General features: G+C 72.7%; 14 protein-coding genes. 10 read left to right on the top strand and 4 right to left on the bottom strand.

The features are described 5' to 3' along the window. Positions 1-56 precede the first annotated feature (56 nt). From LQF12_RS08750 to LQF12_RS08740, 3 genes are read left to right on the top strand one after another with little or no spacing between them, the layout of a single operon-like run. Complete coding sequence (locus LQF12_RS08750) at positions 57-2,744, top strand: GNAT family N-acetyltransferase (RefSeq protein WP_231052557.1); 2,688 nt, start codon at positions 57-59, stop codon at positions 2,742-2,744. 25 nt (positions 2,745-2,769) lie between these two features. Beyond that, positions 2,770-3,357: a DUF5998 family protein gene (locus LQF12_RS08745; RefSeq protein ID WP_231052556.1), complete on the top strand. Its 588-nt coding sequence runs from the start codon at positions 2,770-2,772 to the stop codon at positions 3,355-3,357. Then, positions 3,354-4,487, top strand: a complete 1,134-nt coding sequence (locus LQF12_RS08740; RefSeq protein ID WP_231052555.1) for an alkaline phosphatase family protein — start codon at positions 3,354-3,356, stop codon at positions 4,485-4,487. Before LQF12_RS08745 ends, LQF12_RS08740 begins: the two co-directional genes overlap by 4 nt. Before the next feature lie 19 nt (positions 4,488-4,506). Here LQF12_RS08740 and sepH read toward each other — a convergent pair whose 3' ends face one another. Continuing rightward, entirely contained in the window at positions 4,507-5,613 is a 1,107-nt protein-coding gene (gene sepH, locus LQF12_RS08735) for a septation protein SepH (protein ID WP_231052554.1), read from the bottom strand. Positions 5,614-5,895: 282 nt separating this feature from the next. Here sepH and LQF12_RS08730 point away from each other — a divergent pair, with 282 nt between their 5' ends. Continuing rightward, on the top strand, positions 5,896-6,195 hold the full coding sequence (locus tag LQF12_RS08730) for a DUF4193 domain-containing protein (protein ID WP_231052553.1): 300 nt from the start codon (positions 5,896-5,898) through the stop codon (positions 6,193-6,195). Between the two features lie 47 nt (positions 6,196-6,242). On the opposite strand, the gene LQF12_RS08725 is transcribed toward LQF12_RS08730, so the two are convergent. After that, a complete protein-coding gene (locus LQF12_RS08725) occupies positions 6,243-6,689 on the bottom strand; it encodes a DUF3093 domain-containing protein (protein WP_231052552.1) in 447 nt (148 codons plus the stop codon). A gap of 73 nt (positions 6,690-6,762) precedes the next feature. Here LQF12_RS08725 and dut point away from each other — a divergent pair, with 73 nt between their 5' ends. Genes dut through LQF12_RS08705 form a run of 4 tightly spaced genes read left to right on the top strand, consistent with a single transcriptional unit; the run spans position 6,763 to position 9,018 of the window. Further along, positions 6,763-7,224 carry a dUTP diphosphatase gene (dut, locus tag LQF12_RS08720; RefSeq protein ID WP_231055569.1) on the top strand — a complete coding sequence of 154 codons (462 nt, stop codon included), beginning with the start codon at positions 6,763-6,765 and terminating at the stop codon, positions 7,222-7,224. Continuing rightward, positions 7,224-7,934: a DUF3710 domain-containing protein gene (locus tag LQF12_RS08715; protein ID WP_231052551.1), complete on the top strand. Its 711-nt coding sequence runs from the start codon at positions 7,224-7,226 to the stop codon at positions 7,932-7,934. Before dut ends, LQF12_RS08715 begins: the two co-directional genes overlap by 1 nt. Further along, positions 7,931-8,308: an OB-fold nucleic acid binding domain-containing protein gene (locus tag LQF12_RS08710; RefSeq protein ID WP_231052550.1), complete on the top strand. Its 378-nt coding sequence runs from the start codon at positions 7,931-7,933 to the stop codon at positions 8,306-8,308. The genes LQF12_RS08715 and LQF12_RS08710 overlap by 4 nt, the downstream gene beginning before the upstream one ends. Next, complete coding sequence (locus LQF12_RS08705; protein ID WP_231052549.1) at positions 8,305-9,018, top strand: DUF3159 domain-containing protein; 714 nt, start codon at positions 8,305-8,307, stop codon at positions 9,016-9,018. Before LQF12_RS08710 ends, LQF12_RS08705 begins: the two co-directional genes overlap by 4 nt. Here LQF12_RS08705 and LQF12_RS08700 read toward each other — a convergent pair. Together LQF12_RS08700 and LQF12_RS08695 are read right to left on the bottom strand one after the other, a co-directional pair. Beyond that, on the bottom strand, positions 8,972-9,652 hold the full coding sequence (locus tag LQF12_RS08700; RefSeq protein WP_231052548.1) for a potassium channel family protein: 681 nt from the start codon (positions 9,650-9,652) through the stop codon (positions 8,972-8,974). The two genes, LQF12_RS08705 and LQF12_RS08700, sit on opposite strands and share 47 nt — an antisense overlap. Beyond that, positions 9,652-10,305 carry a potassium channel family protein gene (locus LQF12_RS08695; protein WP_231055568.1) on the bottom strand — a complete coding sequence of 218 codons (654 nt, stop codon included), beginning with the start codon at positions 10,303-10,305 and terminating at the stop codon, positions 9,652-9,654. The genes LQF12_RS08700 and LQF12_RS08695 overlap by 1 nt, the downstream gene beginning before the upstream one ends. 76 nt (positions 10,306-10,381) lie before the next feature. Between LQF12_RS08695 and LQF12_RS08690 the strand changes: the two genes are divergently transcribed. Continuing rightward, positions 10,382-12,385 carry an APC family permease gene (locus LQF12_RS08690; protein ID WP_231052547.1) on the top strand — a complete coding sequence of 668 codons (2,004 nt, stop codon included), beginning with the start codon at positions 10,382-10,384 and terminating at the stop codon, positions 12,383-12,385. A gap of 2 nt (positions 12,386-12,387) precedes the next feature. Continuing rightward, a complete protein-coding gene (locus LQF12_RS08685) occupies positions 12,388-13,629 on the top strand; it encodes a class I SAM-dependent RNA methyltransferase (RefSeq protein WP_231052546.1) in 1,242 nt (413 codons plus the stop codon). Positions 13,630-13,700: the final 71 nt, after the last annotated feature.

Genomic DNA, 13,700 nt, shown 5'->3' with positions numbered 1-13,700 from the left:
ACGGGGCCGAGCAGAGCCCCGCACACACCGGCGGGCGGGGCAATAGGATCGTGGGTATGGCGGACGGCGACGACATGGCGCAGGGGGCGCCCTACCCGGAGCACTGGGAGGCCGACGTGGTGCTGCGTGACGGCACCACGATGCGGATCCGGCCGATCGCCCCGGGCGATGCCGACGCCGTCGAGCGCTTTCACGCGCGGCAGTCGCCGGAGTCGGTCTACCTGCGCTTCTTCGCACCGCTGGAGCGGATCCCGGCGCGGGACCTGCACCGCTTCACCCACGTCGACCATCACGAGCGCGTCGCGCTCGTGCTCGTCGCGGGTGGTGAGCTCGTCGCGATCGGACGCTTCGACCGGATCGAGGACGACACGGCCGAGGTGGCCTTCAACGTCTCCGACGCCGTGCAGGGCAAGGGTCTGGGATCGGTGCTGCTGGAGCACCTGGCCGCGGCCGGCCGCGAGCTCGGGATCCGCCGGTTCGTCGCGGACGTCCTGCCGCAGAACACCCGGATGCTGCGGGTCTTCACCGATGCCGGGTACGACGTCGACCAGCACCTCGACGACGGGCTGGTCAGCGTCTCCTTCACCATCCGACCCACCGACCGCTCCCTGGCAGTGCTGGCCGAACGTGAACGGCGCGCGGAGGCGCTGAGCATGGCCGCCGTGCTCGGACCCGACGGCATCCTGCTGGTCGGATCCGGGACCGAGGGCACCGCGATGGCCACGCGGCTGGCGGAGGGCCTGGCGGGGGCCGGGGAGGGGCGCGTCAGCATCGCCGGTCTGCCGGGCCACCCGCCACGCGTCGAGGACCTTCCCGACGGCGTCCGCGCCGACCTCGCGCTGGTGGCCGCGCCCGCACCGCAGGTGCTCGAGCTCGTCCCGGCACTCGCCGCCCGCGGCGTGCGCGCGGTGGTGCTCTACACCGGTGGCTACGAGGCGGGGCATGCCAGTGGGAAGGTTCCGCAGCGCACCCTGGTGCGGCGGTTGCGCGAGCACGGCATGCGCCTGGTCGGCCCGCGCTCGTTCGGTGTGCGTACCGTCGCCGGGTCCGGCGCCGTCAACGCGACGCTGCGCCGGGGCGATCTCCGCGCCGGTGGTGTGGGCGTGTTCTGCCAGTCGGCGGCGGCGGGCCTGCAGCTCCTCGATGGTGCGGCGGACCGGGATCTCGGACTCTCCTCCTTCCTCTCGGCCGGGCACCGGGTAGACATCTCGGGCAACGACGCCATGCAGTACTGGACCACCTCACCGACCACCGGCGTGGTGTGTCTGCGGCTGGAGTCGATCGGCAACCCGCGCAAGTTCTCCCGGGTGGCACGTCACCTCTCCGAGCAGGGGCCCGTGGTGGCGATGATCGCGGGAGCGACCGGCCAGTTGCGACCACCCGGTCACGCCGTGCCGACCACGACGACGCCGCGGCGTGCGCTGGACGAGCTCGTCCGGCAGGCGGGGGTGCTGCTGACCTCCTCCGACGCGGAGATGCTGGACCTGGCGGCCCTGCTGAGCGAACAGCCGCTACCGGCGGGGGACAGGGTGCTGGTGATCACCAACAGCGGCGCGCAGGCGGCTGCGCTGTCCGAGCTGATCGGCCACCACGGACTGACCGAGGCAGCAGGCTCGGTGGCGCTGAGCTCCGGCGCCGATGCCACGGCCTACCGGTCCTGCATCGACGATGCGCTGACGCGCACCGACTGGGACATCGCCGTCATCGGGTACGTGGCGCTGCTGGAGGACGACCGGGCGGCCATCACCCAGCAGATCCGGCGGCTGGCAGCCCGGTCCGGACGGACGGTTGCCGCCACGGTGTACCGCACCGGGGGCCTGCTCGGCCCGCCGGGCCAGGCAGCGCCGGACCCGGCCGCCGGCCCGGACGGGGTGGCGGCGCCGGTCCGGGTGCCGACCTTCCCCTCGACCGAGCAGGCCGTCGCCGCGCTGGCGGCGGCGCGCGGCTACCAGCGGTGGAACGAGCAGGGCCGTGGATCGCGCGTCGACCCCGGCGGAATCGATCGTCGCGGTGCGAAGCAGCTGGTGCAGTCCGAGCTGAGCGGGGTGCCGGCGGGGACGACCAGGCGGTTGCCCGCCGGGGCAGCGCGCACGCTGCTGGACACCCACGGCATCACCAGCTGGCCCCAGGTGCGGGTGGACAGTCTCGAGCAGGCGCAGCGCGCGGCCGATGAGATCGGCTGGCCGGTGGCGCTGAAGGCCACCGAAGAGGTGCTGCGTCATCGTTCGGACCTGGGGACGGTCCGTCTCGATCTGCTGACGCCGGCGGATCTGACCGAGGCGTACCGGCAGATCGAGGAACAGGTCCGGGTCCTGCTGGGACGATCGGCTGCCTTCGAGGTGCAGGCGATGGCACCCCCGGGGGTGGCGTGCGTGGTGCGGGCGGCGGAGGATCCGCTGTACGGCCCGATCATCAGCCTGGGGTTGGCCGGCGATGCGAGCGAACTGCTCGACGACGTCAGCTTCCGCGTGCCACCGCTGACCGATGGTGACATCACCGAGATGGTCCGGACCCTCCGGGCTGCCCCTCGCCTCCTCGGCCACCGGGGTCTGCCGGCCGTCGATGTGGCGGCGCTCGAGGACATCATCGCCCGGGTCGCCGTGCTCAAGGACGAGCTGGCGGAGGTCTCGGCCATCGAGCTGTACCCGGTGCTGGTCTCCGGCGCCGGCGCCGCCGTGCTCGGGATGGAGGTCGACGTGGCTCAGCCCCGCCGGGGGGACGTCGCCCGCCGGGTGCTGCCGTGACGGGCGATAGTGGGAGACTACGGGAGTGAGCGTGCGTACCGACCGACTGCGAGACCTGCGCCGTGAGATCCAGCGCGCGGGCTACTACCCCTCCCTGGTCACGGATGTGCTGGAGGTCGCCCTGGCGGGGGAGGAGGTCCGTTCCTTCCTCGTGCACCCGGAGACCATGTTCGACCGCACGGAGGTGCGGCGACACATCACCACACTCGTCCTGACGCCGACGCGGCTCGTGGTCGCCCACGTCGACGACATCCCGGGCGAGCAGCCGGACGGCAGTGTCAACGCCGCCGCGACCACGGAGGCGATCCCGCTCCGGCAGGTGCGCTCGGTCGGCCTCACCCACGGGGTGAACGATCCGGCGGCGTACCGCCAGGGCGCCGGGGGATCGGAGCTGACCATCGCCCTGAGCTGGGGCGCCGTCTCACGCCTCGACCTGGAACCGGCCACCTGCCCCGACCCCGAGTGCGAGGCCGACCACGGGCTGACGGGGACGTCGGTGCCGGATGATCTGGTGGTGCGGATCAGCGCCCAGGCGGAGGGACCGCATGCGATGGAGGCAGCGATCGCCTTCGCCACCGCGCTCTCCGGCGCCACGGTCGCCGCCGGCGGGTGAGTGCGGGCGAGCGCGGGCGTCTCGGTGACGTCCTGCTCGGGGCCGTGGGCAGCCTCGGGCTCGACCTCCCGCCGGAGCCGGCGGCCCGGATGTCGTCGGCCCGCGCCCGGCTCGGTCTTCCCGCCGCCACCAAGGCGTGCGTGGTCCTGGTGGACGGGCTCGGAGGGCACAACCTGGACCAGCGCTCGGGCTCGGCGCCGTTCCTGACCGGCGCCGACCGCGTGGGCTCGGTGCGCACGACCTTCCCCTCGACGACCGCGACCAATGTCACCTACCTGGGCACCGGGTGGGAGGGCGGACGCACCCGGATGCTCGGCTACTCGGTCCGCGCCGCGCCACGCGCCGTCGTCAATCTCGTCTCCTGGAACGGGCCGGCCGTACCGGAGCAGTGGCAGGCCGAGACCACCGTCTTCGAGCACCTCGAGCAGGCCGGTCGCACCGCGGTCAGCGTCGGCCCGTGGCGCTTCGCCGACTCCGGACTGACCCGCGCGGCCTGGCGTGGCGGCGAGTACGCCGCCGCGGAGTCCCTGCGCGAGCGGGTGGACACCGCCGTGGCCGAGCTCCGCGACCCCGATGTGGACGTCGTCTACCTGTACTGGGGAGAACTCGACTCGCACGGGCACCGGCACGGATGGCAGTCCCCGGGCTGGGAGGAGCTGCTCGCGGTCACCGACGCCGAGCTGGACCGGCTGGCGCGGCTGCTGCCGCCGGGGACGCTGCTGCTGGTGACCGCGGATCACGGCATGGTCGACGTCGCTGCGCACGAGCGGATCGACCTCGCCGGGCGCGAGGACCTGACGCGCGATGTCGACCTGGTGGCGGGTGAGCCCCGGGCGGTCCACCTCTACTGCGCACCGGGCAGCGCCAACGCCGTCGCCGGGCGCTACCGTGCGGCGCTGGGCGAGCAGGCTCAGGTCCTGACCCGTGCCGAGGTGATCGACTCGGGCATGATCGGGCCCACCACACCGGCGGCCGCCCCGGTCGTCGGTGACGTGGTCGTGGCGGCCCGGGGCAACCAGGCCGTCATGGACTCACGCAGCCAGAGCGCGGCATCGCTGGCACTGGTCGGCATGCACGGCGGCGTCACCGATGCCGAGACGCTGGTGCCGCTGGTCGTGGTCCAGGGCTAGCGCCCGGACGGCAGCGGTCTCACTCGTTCCTGGCGCCGAACACGATCTCGTCCCACGAGGGCACGCTGGTGCGTCGGCGGCGGGACCTGCGTGCCTGGGACACCTGCTCCTGCGGCCCGTCCTGGGTGGGGCGCGACTCGCCGCTGGCCTCGTCGTCGCCGTCGTCCGGGTCCCGGTCCTCCCGCTCACTGCCGCGGGGGCCGGGCAGGATCGTCGCATCCGGGCGCTCGTGCGGCCGCGACGCCGGCGGATGAGCGGGTGGTGGATCCTCCCAGAGCATCGGCTCCTGCACCTCGTGCTCGGCGCCCTCGGGATCGTTGTCCTCCTCGAGGGACTGCCGCACGCCGCGGTCGGCGGCCAGCCGCTCCAGCAGTGCCTCGGTCAGGTCGGCCTCCGACCCGTCGGCCGCCTCGGCGGCGGGGGTGTCCTCGTCCGAGGTCCCGGTGGGCAGGCCGGCGTCGACAGCGGCCAGGGACCCGGTCAGGTCCAGCGGTTCGTCGCTCTCGAGGTCGTACACGGGGGCGCCCCGCACTGCCGAGAGGTGCCGTCGTGACCCCTGGCCGGCGGACCACTCGGTCTCGGACAACCACCGGGCCTCGTCGTCCAGCGCGAGCAGGGTGCGCGCGGACAGCTCGACCTGCCAGGTGGCGACCCGTTCCCGGTCCCCGGTCACGAAGCGCAGCACCAGCTCCCAGGGCTCGTGGGCGATCCGGCGCGCGTCCCACTGCACCGAGTCCGTGCTCACCCCCCGGGCAGCGAGGCGGTCGATCACCACGTCCTCGAGCACGGGCGCCCCGGGCTGGCGGGTGATCGTCAGTCCGCGGGCCTGCTGGCTGAGGTGCTGACGCTCGGCGAGCACCGGGCCCTCGTACCGCCGAACCGTCTCGAGCGGGATCGCATACTCGGCGGCGACCTCCTCGGCGCTCGATCCCGAGCGGATCATCACCTGGATCTCGCGAGGGCGTACGACACCCTCGGTGCGCACCTGCTCCAGCTGCGGCCGGTCCCGACGGACCGCCGCCCGGAGCGCGTCGTCGATCTCGAGGCGGTAGCGCTCCCCGTCCGGGCCCATGAGGACGAGGTGCTCGCCGTCCTGATGGATCCCTACCAGTTCCAACTCGATCATGTCGCCTCCGTGCGCGGCTGCTGCGAGCCGATACCCAGCTCATCCTCGAGGGTGCCAGGTGGTGGCGCGGATGCGCCGCATTGAGGTCGGAGTGGCGGTGGATCGTTTCGCGCCCGAGCTCGAGATGCGCACCGGCGCAGCCGGGGTGAGGCTGCAGGCGGTCCGCGAGTAGCAATCGGGCGGCCGATGGTGCACAATTCACCCGCCACGGGAACAAGTCGGCGCGCCGAACGTTGTACGTGCCAGAAGTCCGATCGAGAGAAACCGGAGCGATTGCCCATCATGGCGACCGACTACGACGCACCGCGCAAGACCGACGAGGACATGAGCGAGGACTCCCTCGAGGAGCTCAAGGCACGGCGCTCGGAGAAGAACTCACCTGCGGTCGACGAGGACGAGACCGAAGCGGCGGAAGGGTTCGAGCTCCCGGGCGCGGACCTGAGCGGCGAGGAACTCTCCGTCCGCGTCCTGCCCCGTCAGGCCGACGAGTTCACCTGCTCCGAGTGCTTCCTCGTGCATCACCGCAGCCAGCTGGCCTACGAGAAGAGCGGTCAGCCGGTCTGCTCGGAGTGCGCCGCCTGAGACGGCGCAGCCGCGCCGCGACCGGGCATGGCAGCGCCCTGCCGGCCCTACTCGGCCGGGGCGTGGCCCAGCGTCCTGGCGAGTTCGGCCGGGCGCCGGGTCGAGACCAGCCAGTACGGCGTCGGGTCGGCAGGGTCGTCGAGGACGATCCGGACGGCGGAGCCCGCCCAGGCCCGGTAGCGCACGTGCGCCCGAGCGTCCAGGTCCGGACCCATGGCCCGGGTGAGTTCGCTGCCGCGTAGTGGCGTGACCTGCCCGACCAGCGACACCGGGAGACGTGCCCGGTCCACCTCCAGGACACCGTCGTGAACGCTCACCACGGGCGAGACGAGGACGAGCACCAGCGCCGTCAGGGCGGTCGCGGCCAGGCCGGCGGCGAGCGCGACCACCGCGTCCAGCGGGACGAGGGCGAGCCCGAGGAGCAGACCCGCCGCAGGTGCGAGGAGCCAGCCCACCGCATTGGGCAGGACGCGCTCGGTGAAAGAGGGAGCCATGCAGACCAGGGTGCCACGACCACGACCACTGCCGTCGGCCAGTAGCCTGGGATCCGTGACGACGAGCGAGGACATGCCGGTCGAGGTGCTGCTGCAGCGGCTCGACGCCGAGCTGACGCCGCCGGGCTACGCCCGGCCGGGCGACGCGGGCCTGGATCTGCAGGCCCGCGAGTCGGCGCAGATCCCCCCGGGGGGCCGCCACGCGATGCCCACCGGGATCGCGCTCGCGCTGCCGGCGGGCTACGCCGCATTCGTGCACCCGCGCTCGGGTCTGGCCGCGCGCCACGGGTTGACGGTCCTGAACGCGCCGGGGACGATCGATGCGGGCTACCGCGGCGAGATCACCGTGATCCTGCACAACACCGATCCGACGCTGGCCGTCGAGATCGATCGGGGCGATCGGATCGCGCAGCTGGTGATCCAGCGGGTGGCGGTGGCCGACCTGATCGAGGTCGAGGTGCTGCCTGCGAGCGAGCGTGGCTCCGGGGGACTGGGGTCGACCGGCGGCGTCGTCGCGATGGAAGGACAGAACTGATGGCATGGTTGCGTCGACGACGCGCCGCCGGGACCGAGGACGCCTCCCCGATCGAGGAGCCGGCGACGCCCGAGACCGAGCAGGCCGACGAGGCGGTGGCCGAGGGCCTGATCGGTCCCTGGGACTCCACCGAGGTTCGCTCCCGTGGGCAGCGGCTCGACCTGGGCTCGCTGTGGGTACCCAAGCGTGCCGGGATGCAGGTCCGCATGGAGCTGGACCGCAAGACCCGGCGGGTGGTCGGGGTCAACCTCGCGCTGGAGGGCTCGTCGTTGCAGATCCAGCCCTTCGCCGCTCCCCGCACCGCGGGCCTGTGGGACACGTTGCGGGCCGAGCTCGAGACCCAGGTCGGCAAGCAGGGCGGCTCGGTGGACGAGCGGCCGGGCCCGTTCGGTGCGGAGCTGCTCGCCCGCCTGCCCGTCCGCCTGCCCGACGGACGGAGCGGCCACCGCCCGGCGCGGTTCCTGGGCGTCGACGGACCTCGCTGGTTCCTGCGCGGCGTGCTCACCGGCCGCGCGGCGATCGACGCGACGGCCGCGGGCACGATGGAGGAGATCTTCGGGGACGTCGTCGTCGTGCGCGGGGAGGACCCGCGCCCTCCGCGCGACCTGCTCCCGCTGCATCTGCCCGGTCAGCGCACCCCCGCGGCACAGGACCAGCCGGCCGGTATCGAGGTACCGGCGCGCGGGCCCGAGATCACGGAGACCCGGTGACCTGGCGCGACCGGCTCCGCAGCGTTCTCGCCTCCCAGTCGGAACTGGACGCCGGGGCGGAGCAACACGAGGCCGAGCGGCAGGGGACCGTACCGGTGGCGCGCTGCAGCGCCCGGCAGCGTGTCGCCCTTTCCGGCGTGGTGCGGTCGGTGACGTACTCACCGTCCGGTCAGGCTCCCGAACTGGTGGCCGAGCTCTACGACGGGTCCGGCAGTGTGGACCTGGTCTGGCTCGGCCGGCGGGACATCACCGGGATCGACCCCGGTCGCCGCCTGAAGGTGGAGGGGATGCTGTGCCGGACGGCCCCGGGCCAGCCCCGGCCGGCCATCTACAACCCGAGCTACCGGATCCTGCCGCAGCGAGCAGTCTCGTGACCGCCGGCCCGGAGAGCACCGACAGCACGCACAGCACAGACAGCACAGACAGCACAGACCACACCGACAGCACCGAGGACGCCTCGGCACGCGGCGTGCGGCAGCTGACGTCCGACACCTTCAGCATCGCCGAGTCCATCGGAGGCGTGCGCGGCCTGGTCGAGTCCGTCGCCCCGGGTCTGGTGTTCGTCGTGGTGTTCGTCCTCACCCGCGACCTGACGCCGGCGCTGATCTCCTCGGTCGCCGTCGCGGTCGTGGCCACGGTGGCCCGGCTCATCGGCCGGACGCCGGTCACCCAGGCGATCGGCGGACTCGCGGGCGTGGGGATCGGCGCCGTCTGGGCCTGGCGTTCGGGTGAGGCGTCCGACTTCTTCGCCTGGGGTCTGCTGGTCAACGCGGTCTTCGCCGTCGGCGTGCTCGTCTCGATCCTCGCGCGCTGGCCGGTGGTCGGGGTGCTGGTGGCGCTGCTGACCGGCAAGGACATGGCGTGGCGCGCCGATCGCGCCCAGCGTCGCCGGTACACGCGGGCGTCCTGGCTGTGGTTCGGGGCCTTCGTGGCGCGGCTGGCGGTCCAGGTCCCGCTCTACCTGCAGGCCGAGGCGGGGTGGCTGGGAACGGCGCGCCTGGTGATGGGGCTGCCGATGTGGGCGCTGGTGCTGTGGATCACGTGGCTGTGGGTCCGTCCCCGAGCAGCTGCTGCAGCGCGCTGAGCTCACCGTTCTCGGCGGAGCTGGCGATGATCAGCAACTCGTCACCGGCTTCGAGCGTGTCGTCCGGACTCGGCGGGAGGGGCTCGTCACCGCGGATGATCGCGGCGAGCACGGAGCCGGCCGGCCAGGTGATGTCGGCCACCCGCTCACCGACCACGGTCGCACCGGGGGCGAGCGTGATCTCGTACATGCTGGCGCCGGACTGATGGAAGGTGAAGATCCGGATGAGGTCGCCGACCGAGACGGCCTCCTCCACCAGGGCCGTCATGATCCGCGGGGTCGAGACCAGGACGTCCACGCCCCACGCCTCGTCGAACATCCACTCGTTCTTCGGGTTGTTGACCCGGGCCACCACCCGCGGCACGCCGAACTCGGTCTTGGCCAGCAACGAGACCACCAGGTTCACCTTGTCGTCCCCGGTGGCCGCCACGACCACGTCGCTGGCCTCAGGGTGGGCGCCGGCGAAGCTGGCGATCTCGCATGCGTCACCGAGTAGCCAGTCGGCGGCGCTGACCGAGGAGATCTTCATCGCGGCCGGGTTCTTGTCGATCAGGGTGACCTCGTGCTCGTGACCGATGAGCTCACGGGCGATGGATCGCCCGACGCTGCCGGCGCCGGCGATGATGACGCGCATCAGTCCTCCTCGGGCCGCGGTGGGCGGTTCAGGGTGCGCTGGGCCTCATCCAGGTTCTCGGTGTAGACGAGGGCATGCAGGACGTCGTGCTCCTGCAGGACGTCGTCGGGGGAGGGGATGTAGCCCTCGCCGAGGCGGGACAGGAACGCCACCCGGGCGCCGGTGGCGGCCTGCACCTGGCGCACCTGCTGCCCGAGCCAGCCGGGGTTGAGGTCGAGCTCGCACATGGTCACCGCACCGGAGGCGTCACGGAACTCATGGGCGGCACCCACCGGCATCATCCGGCGCAGCACCTGGTCGGCGGTCCACCGGACCGTGGCCACCGTGGTGATCCCGAGCCGCTGATAGATCTCCGCACGCGCCGGGTCGTAGATCCGGGCGACGACGTTCTCGACCCCGAACGTCTCCCGGACCACCCGGGCGGCGATGATGTTGGAGTTGTCACCGCTGGAGACGGCCGCGAACGCGTAGGCGTCCTCGATCCCTGCCTGGGCGAGTGCTTCGCGATCGAACCCCATCCCGGTCACGCGCCGGCCCTCGAAGGACTCGGGCAGACGCCGGAACGCGTCCGGGTTCTGATCGATGATCGAGACCGAGTGCCCGCGCGACTCCAGCGTCTCGGCCAGAGTGGTGCCGACGCGACCGGCGCCCATGATGACGAAGTGCACGGTGCAGACGCTACACCGTCGCCCGGGCCCCACCGGGGCCGTCCGCGCGTAGCATGGCCGCGTGCCAGACTTCGTCGAAGCCGCTAAACGGCTGGTGGTCGGCCGACCCGTCCGCAGCGACCGGATCGGCCACGTGCAACTCCGCAAGCGCGAGGCCCTTCCGGTGTTCGCCGCGGATGCGCTCTCCTCCGTGGCCTACGCGCCGGACGAGATCATCCTCACCCTCTCGCTGGCGGGTGTGGCCGCGGCGGTGATCTCGCCGTGGGTGGGCCTGGCCGTCGTCGGCGTGATGCTCATGGTCGTCGCGTCCTACCGCCACCTCGTGAAGGCCTATCCGGCGGGCCGCGGCGACTACCAGGTGGCGACCGACAACCTCGGCAAGAAGGCCGGGCTCTCGGTCGCGGCCGCCGTGCTGGTCGACTACGTCCTGACGGTGGCCGTCTCGCTGTCCTCCAGTGCGCAGTACCTGACGACGATCTGGCCCCAGCTGCGCGGCCACGAGGAGTGGGTGGCGACCGGGATGGTGGTGCTGGTCGCGCTCGCGAACGTGCGGGGCGGCCAGGGTTCACGCCGCAGCTTCGCCGTGCCCGTCTACCTGTTCCTCGCCGCCATGGGCGTGATGGCCGTCGTCGGCGGCCTCCAGTGGGCGGCCGGGTCGATCGGCCGCGCAGCCAGCGCCGACTACGACGTCGTGCCCATGGACAATCTCGACCAGGGGCTGCTGGGTATCGCCGGGGCCTTCCTGGTCCTGCGTGCCTTCTCCTCGGGTGCCGTCGCCCTGACCGGCGTGGAGGCCATCAGCACCGGAGTGCCCCTGTTCCGGCGTCCGAAGGCCCGCAACGCGGCGGTCACGCTCGCGTTGCTCGGCCTCATCGGAGCCACGATGCTGCTGGGCGTGCTGGGACTGGCCCGCGCCACAGGCGTCCGGGTGGTCGAGGACCCGGCCCGGGATCTGCGCATCGACGGCGCACCCGTGCCCGAGGGCTTCGTCCAGACCCCGGTCATCGGACAGATCGCCGAGGTGGTCTTCGCCTCCGTGCCCTGGCTGATCGTGATCGTCGTGGCGGCCACGGCGGTGATCCTGGTGATCGCCGCCAACACGGCCTTCACCGGGTTCCCGCAGCTCGCCTCGGTGCTCGGCAAGGACGGGTTCCTGCCGCGCCAGCTGCACACCCGCGGCGACCGGCTGGCGCTGACCAACGGCATCGTCAGCCTCGCGGTCGCGGCGATCGCCCTGATCTGGCTCTTCGACGCCCAGGTGACCCAGCTCATCCAGCTGTACATCGTCGGCGTCTTCGTCTCCTTCACCATCGCCCAGCTGGGCATGGTCAAGCACTGGAACCGCCGGCTGCGCACCGTCATCGCCGCGCAGGAGCGAGCGCAGATGCTGCGCGCGCGGGCCGTGAACGCCACCGGGTTCGTGCTGACCGCCGTCGTGCTGACCGTCGTGGTCGTGACCAAGGCGACCCACGGTGCCTGGATCGCGGTGGGCCTGATGGCCGTACTGTTCGGGCTCATGGGTTTGATCCGGCGCCACTACGACGCCGTGGCCGCCGAGTTGACGCTCGGCGACGAGGGCAGGGCGAAGGCGCTGCCCTCACGCGTGCACGCCGTCGTGCTGGTCTCCCAGGTGCACAAGCCGGCGATGCGCGCCCTCGCCTACGCGCGCGCCACCCGGCCCTCGACGTTGCAGGCCATCTCGGTGGCCGTCGACCGGGAGGACACCGCGCGGGTGCGCCGGGAGTGGGACGCGCTGGGCGTGCCGCTGCCCCTGACGGTGCTGGACTCGCCCTACCGGGAGGTCACCCGCCCGGTGCTGGAGTTCGTGAAGTCGATCCGGCGCGAGTCCCCGCGCGACCTCGTGGTGGTCTACGTGCCCGAGTACGTCGTGGGATCGTGGTGGGAGCGCATCCTGCACAATCGCAGCTCGGCGCGCCTCAAGGCCCGGCTGCTGCACATGCCGGGTGTGGTGATGGCGTCGGTGCCCTGGCAGCTGAGGTCGGCCGAGCTGATCGGCCCCGGCGCCGGCAGCGCTGTGCACGACGAACCAGGACGGGAGCAGTGACCATGACCGACGACGGCGAGCTGATCGAGCTGACCGTGGGCCCGGCCGTGCACGGCGGGCACTGCCTCGCGAGGTCCGAGGGACGAGTCGTCTTCGTGCGGCACGCGATCCCCGGCGAGCGCGTACGCGCCCTGGTCACCGACAGCAGCAGGCGCGGCCACTGGCGGGCCGATGCGGTGGAGGTCCTCGAGGCCGCCGACGACCGGGTGCCCTCGGTCTGGCCCGAGGCCGGCCCGGGTGGCGTCGGTGGCGGGGAACTGGCCCACGTGAGCCCAGCGGGCCAGCTCGCCTGGAAGCGGGCGGTGCTGCAGGACGCGTTGCAGCGCATCGGCGGGTACGACTCCCACGACCCCCTGCTGACCGGTCTGCAGGTGCGCGGCGTACCTCAGGACTCCGAGCGCGAAGGGCTGCGCTACCGCACCCGCATCGAGCTGGTCGCCGACCCGCAGGGCCGGGCTGGGATGTACCGCCACCGCAGCCACGAGGTGGTGGCCCTGGAGTCGATGCCGCTGGCGGTGGAGGCGATCGATGCACCGGCCCTGCTCGCCCGCACCTGGCGGCCCGGCGCACGTATCGATGCGGTCGCTCCCAGCGACGGCGAACGGGTCGTGCTCGTCGACGGCGCGCCGCTGCGGGGCGGACGTCGCAACGCGAAGGAGCGGGTCGAGGTGGGCGGGCGGCACTGGCGCTACCGGGTGGCGGCGAGCGGGTTCTGGCAGGTGCACGACCAGGCCCCGGTCGAGCTGGTGCGCGCGGTCCTGGCCGGCGCGCAGCTGCGCCCCGGTGACCATGTACTCGACCTGTACAGCGGTGCCGGGCTGCTGACGTTGCCGCTCGCGGATGCGGTGGGCGGCGACGGGCTCGTGCGTGCCGTGGAGTCCGACGAGCGCGCCATCAAGGACGCCCGGCGCAACCTGCACGACCGGCCGCAGGTGCAGCTCCACCAGGGCCAGGTGCAGCAGGTGCTGGAGTCCTGGTCCGGCGACGGGGACGCCCGCGCCGCGGACGTGGTGGTCCTCGACCCGCCCCGAACGGGCGCCGGCGAGGCGGTCGTGGAGCAGGTGCTCGCCGCGCGGCCGCGGCGGGTGGTTTACGTGGCCTGCGACCCGGCCGCGCTGGCACGGGACGTGGCCTACGCCCGCGAGCAGTCCTACGGCGTGGCGCAGCTGGATGCGATCGATCTGTTCCCTCACACCCACCACGTCGAGGCCGTGGCGGTGCTCACACCGGAAGGCGGATCCTGACGGCGCGCACCGCTCGCGAGTCCGTGCCCGCTGCGGTAGGATTTATCTCGATATCGAGATAAATTTCGGGA

This window comes from Ruania suaedae, from assembly GCF_021049265.1.
Lineage (GTDB): Bacteria > Actinomycetota > Actinomycetes > Actinomycetales > Beutenbergiaceae > Ruania > Ruania suaedae.
This window is presented reverse-complemented; position numbering and strand designations above follow the sequence as displayed.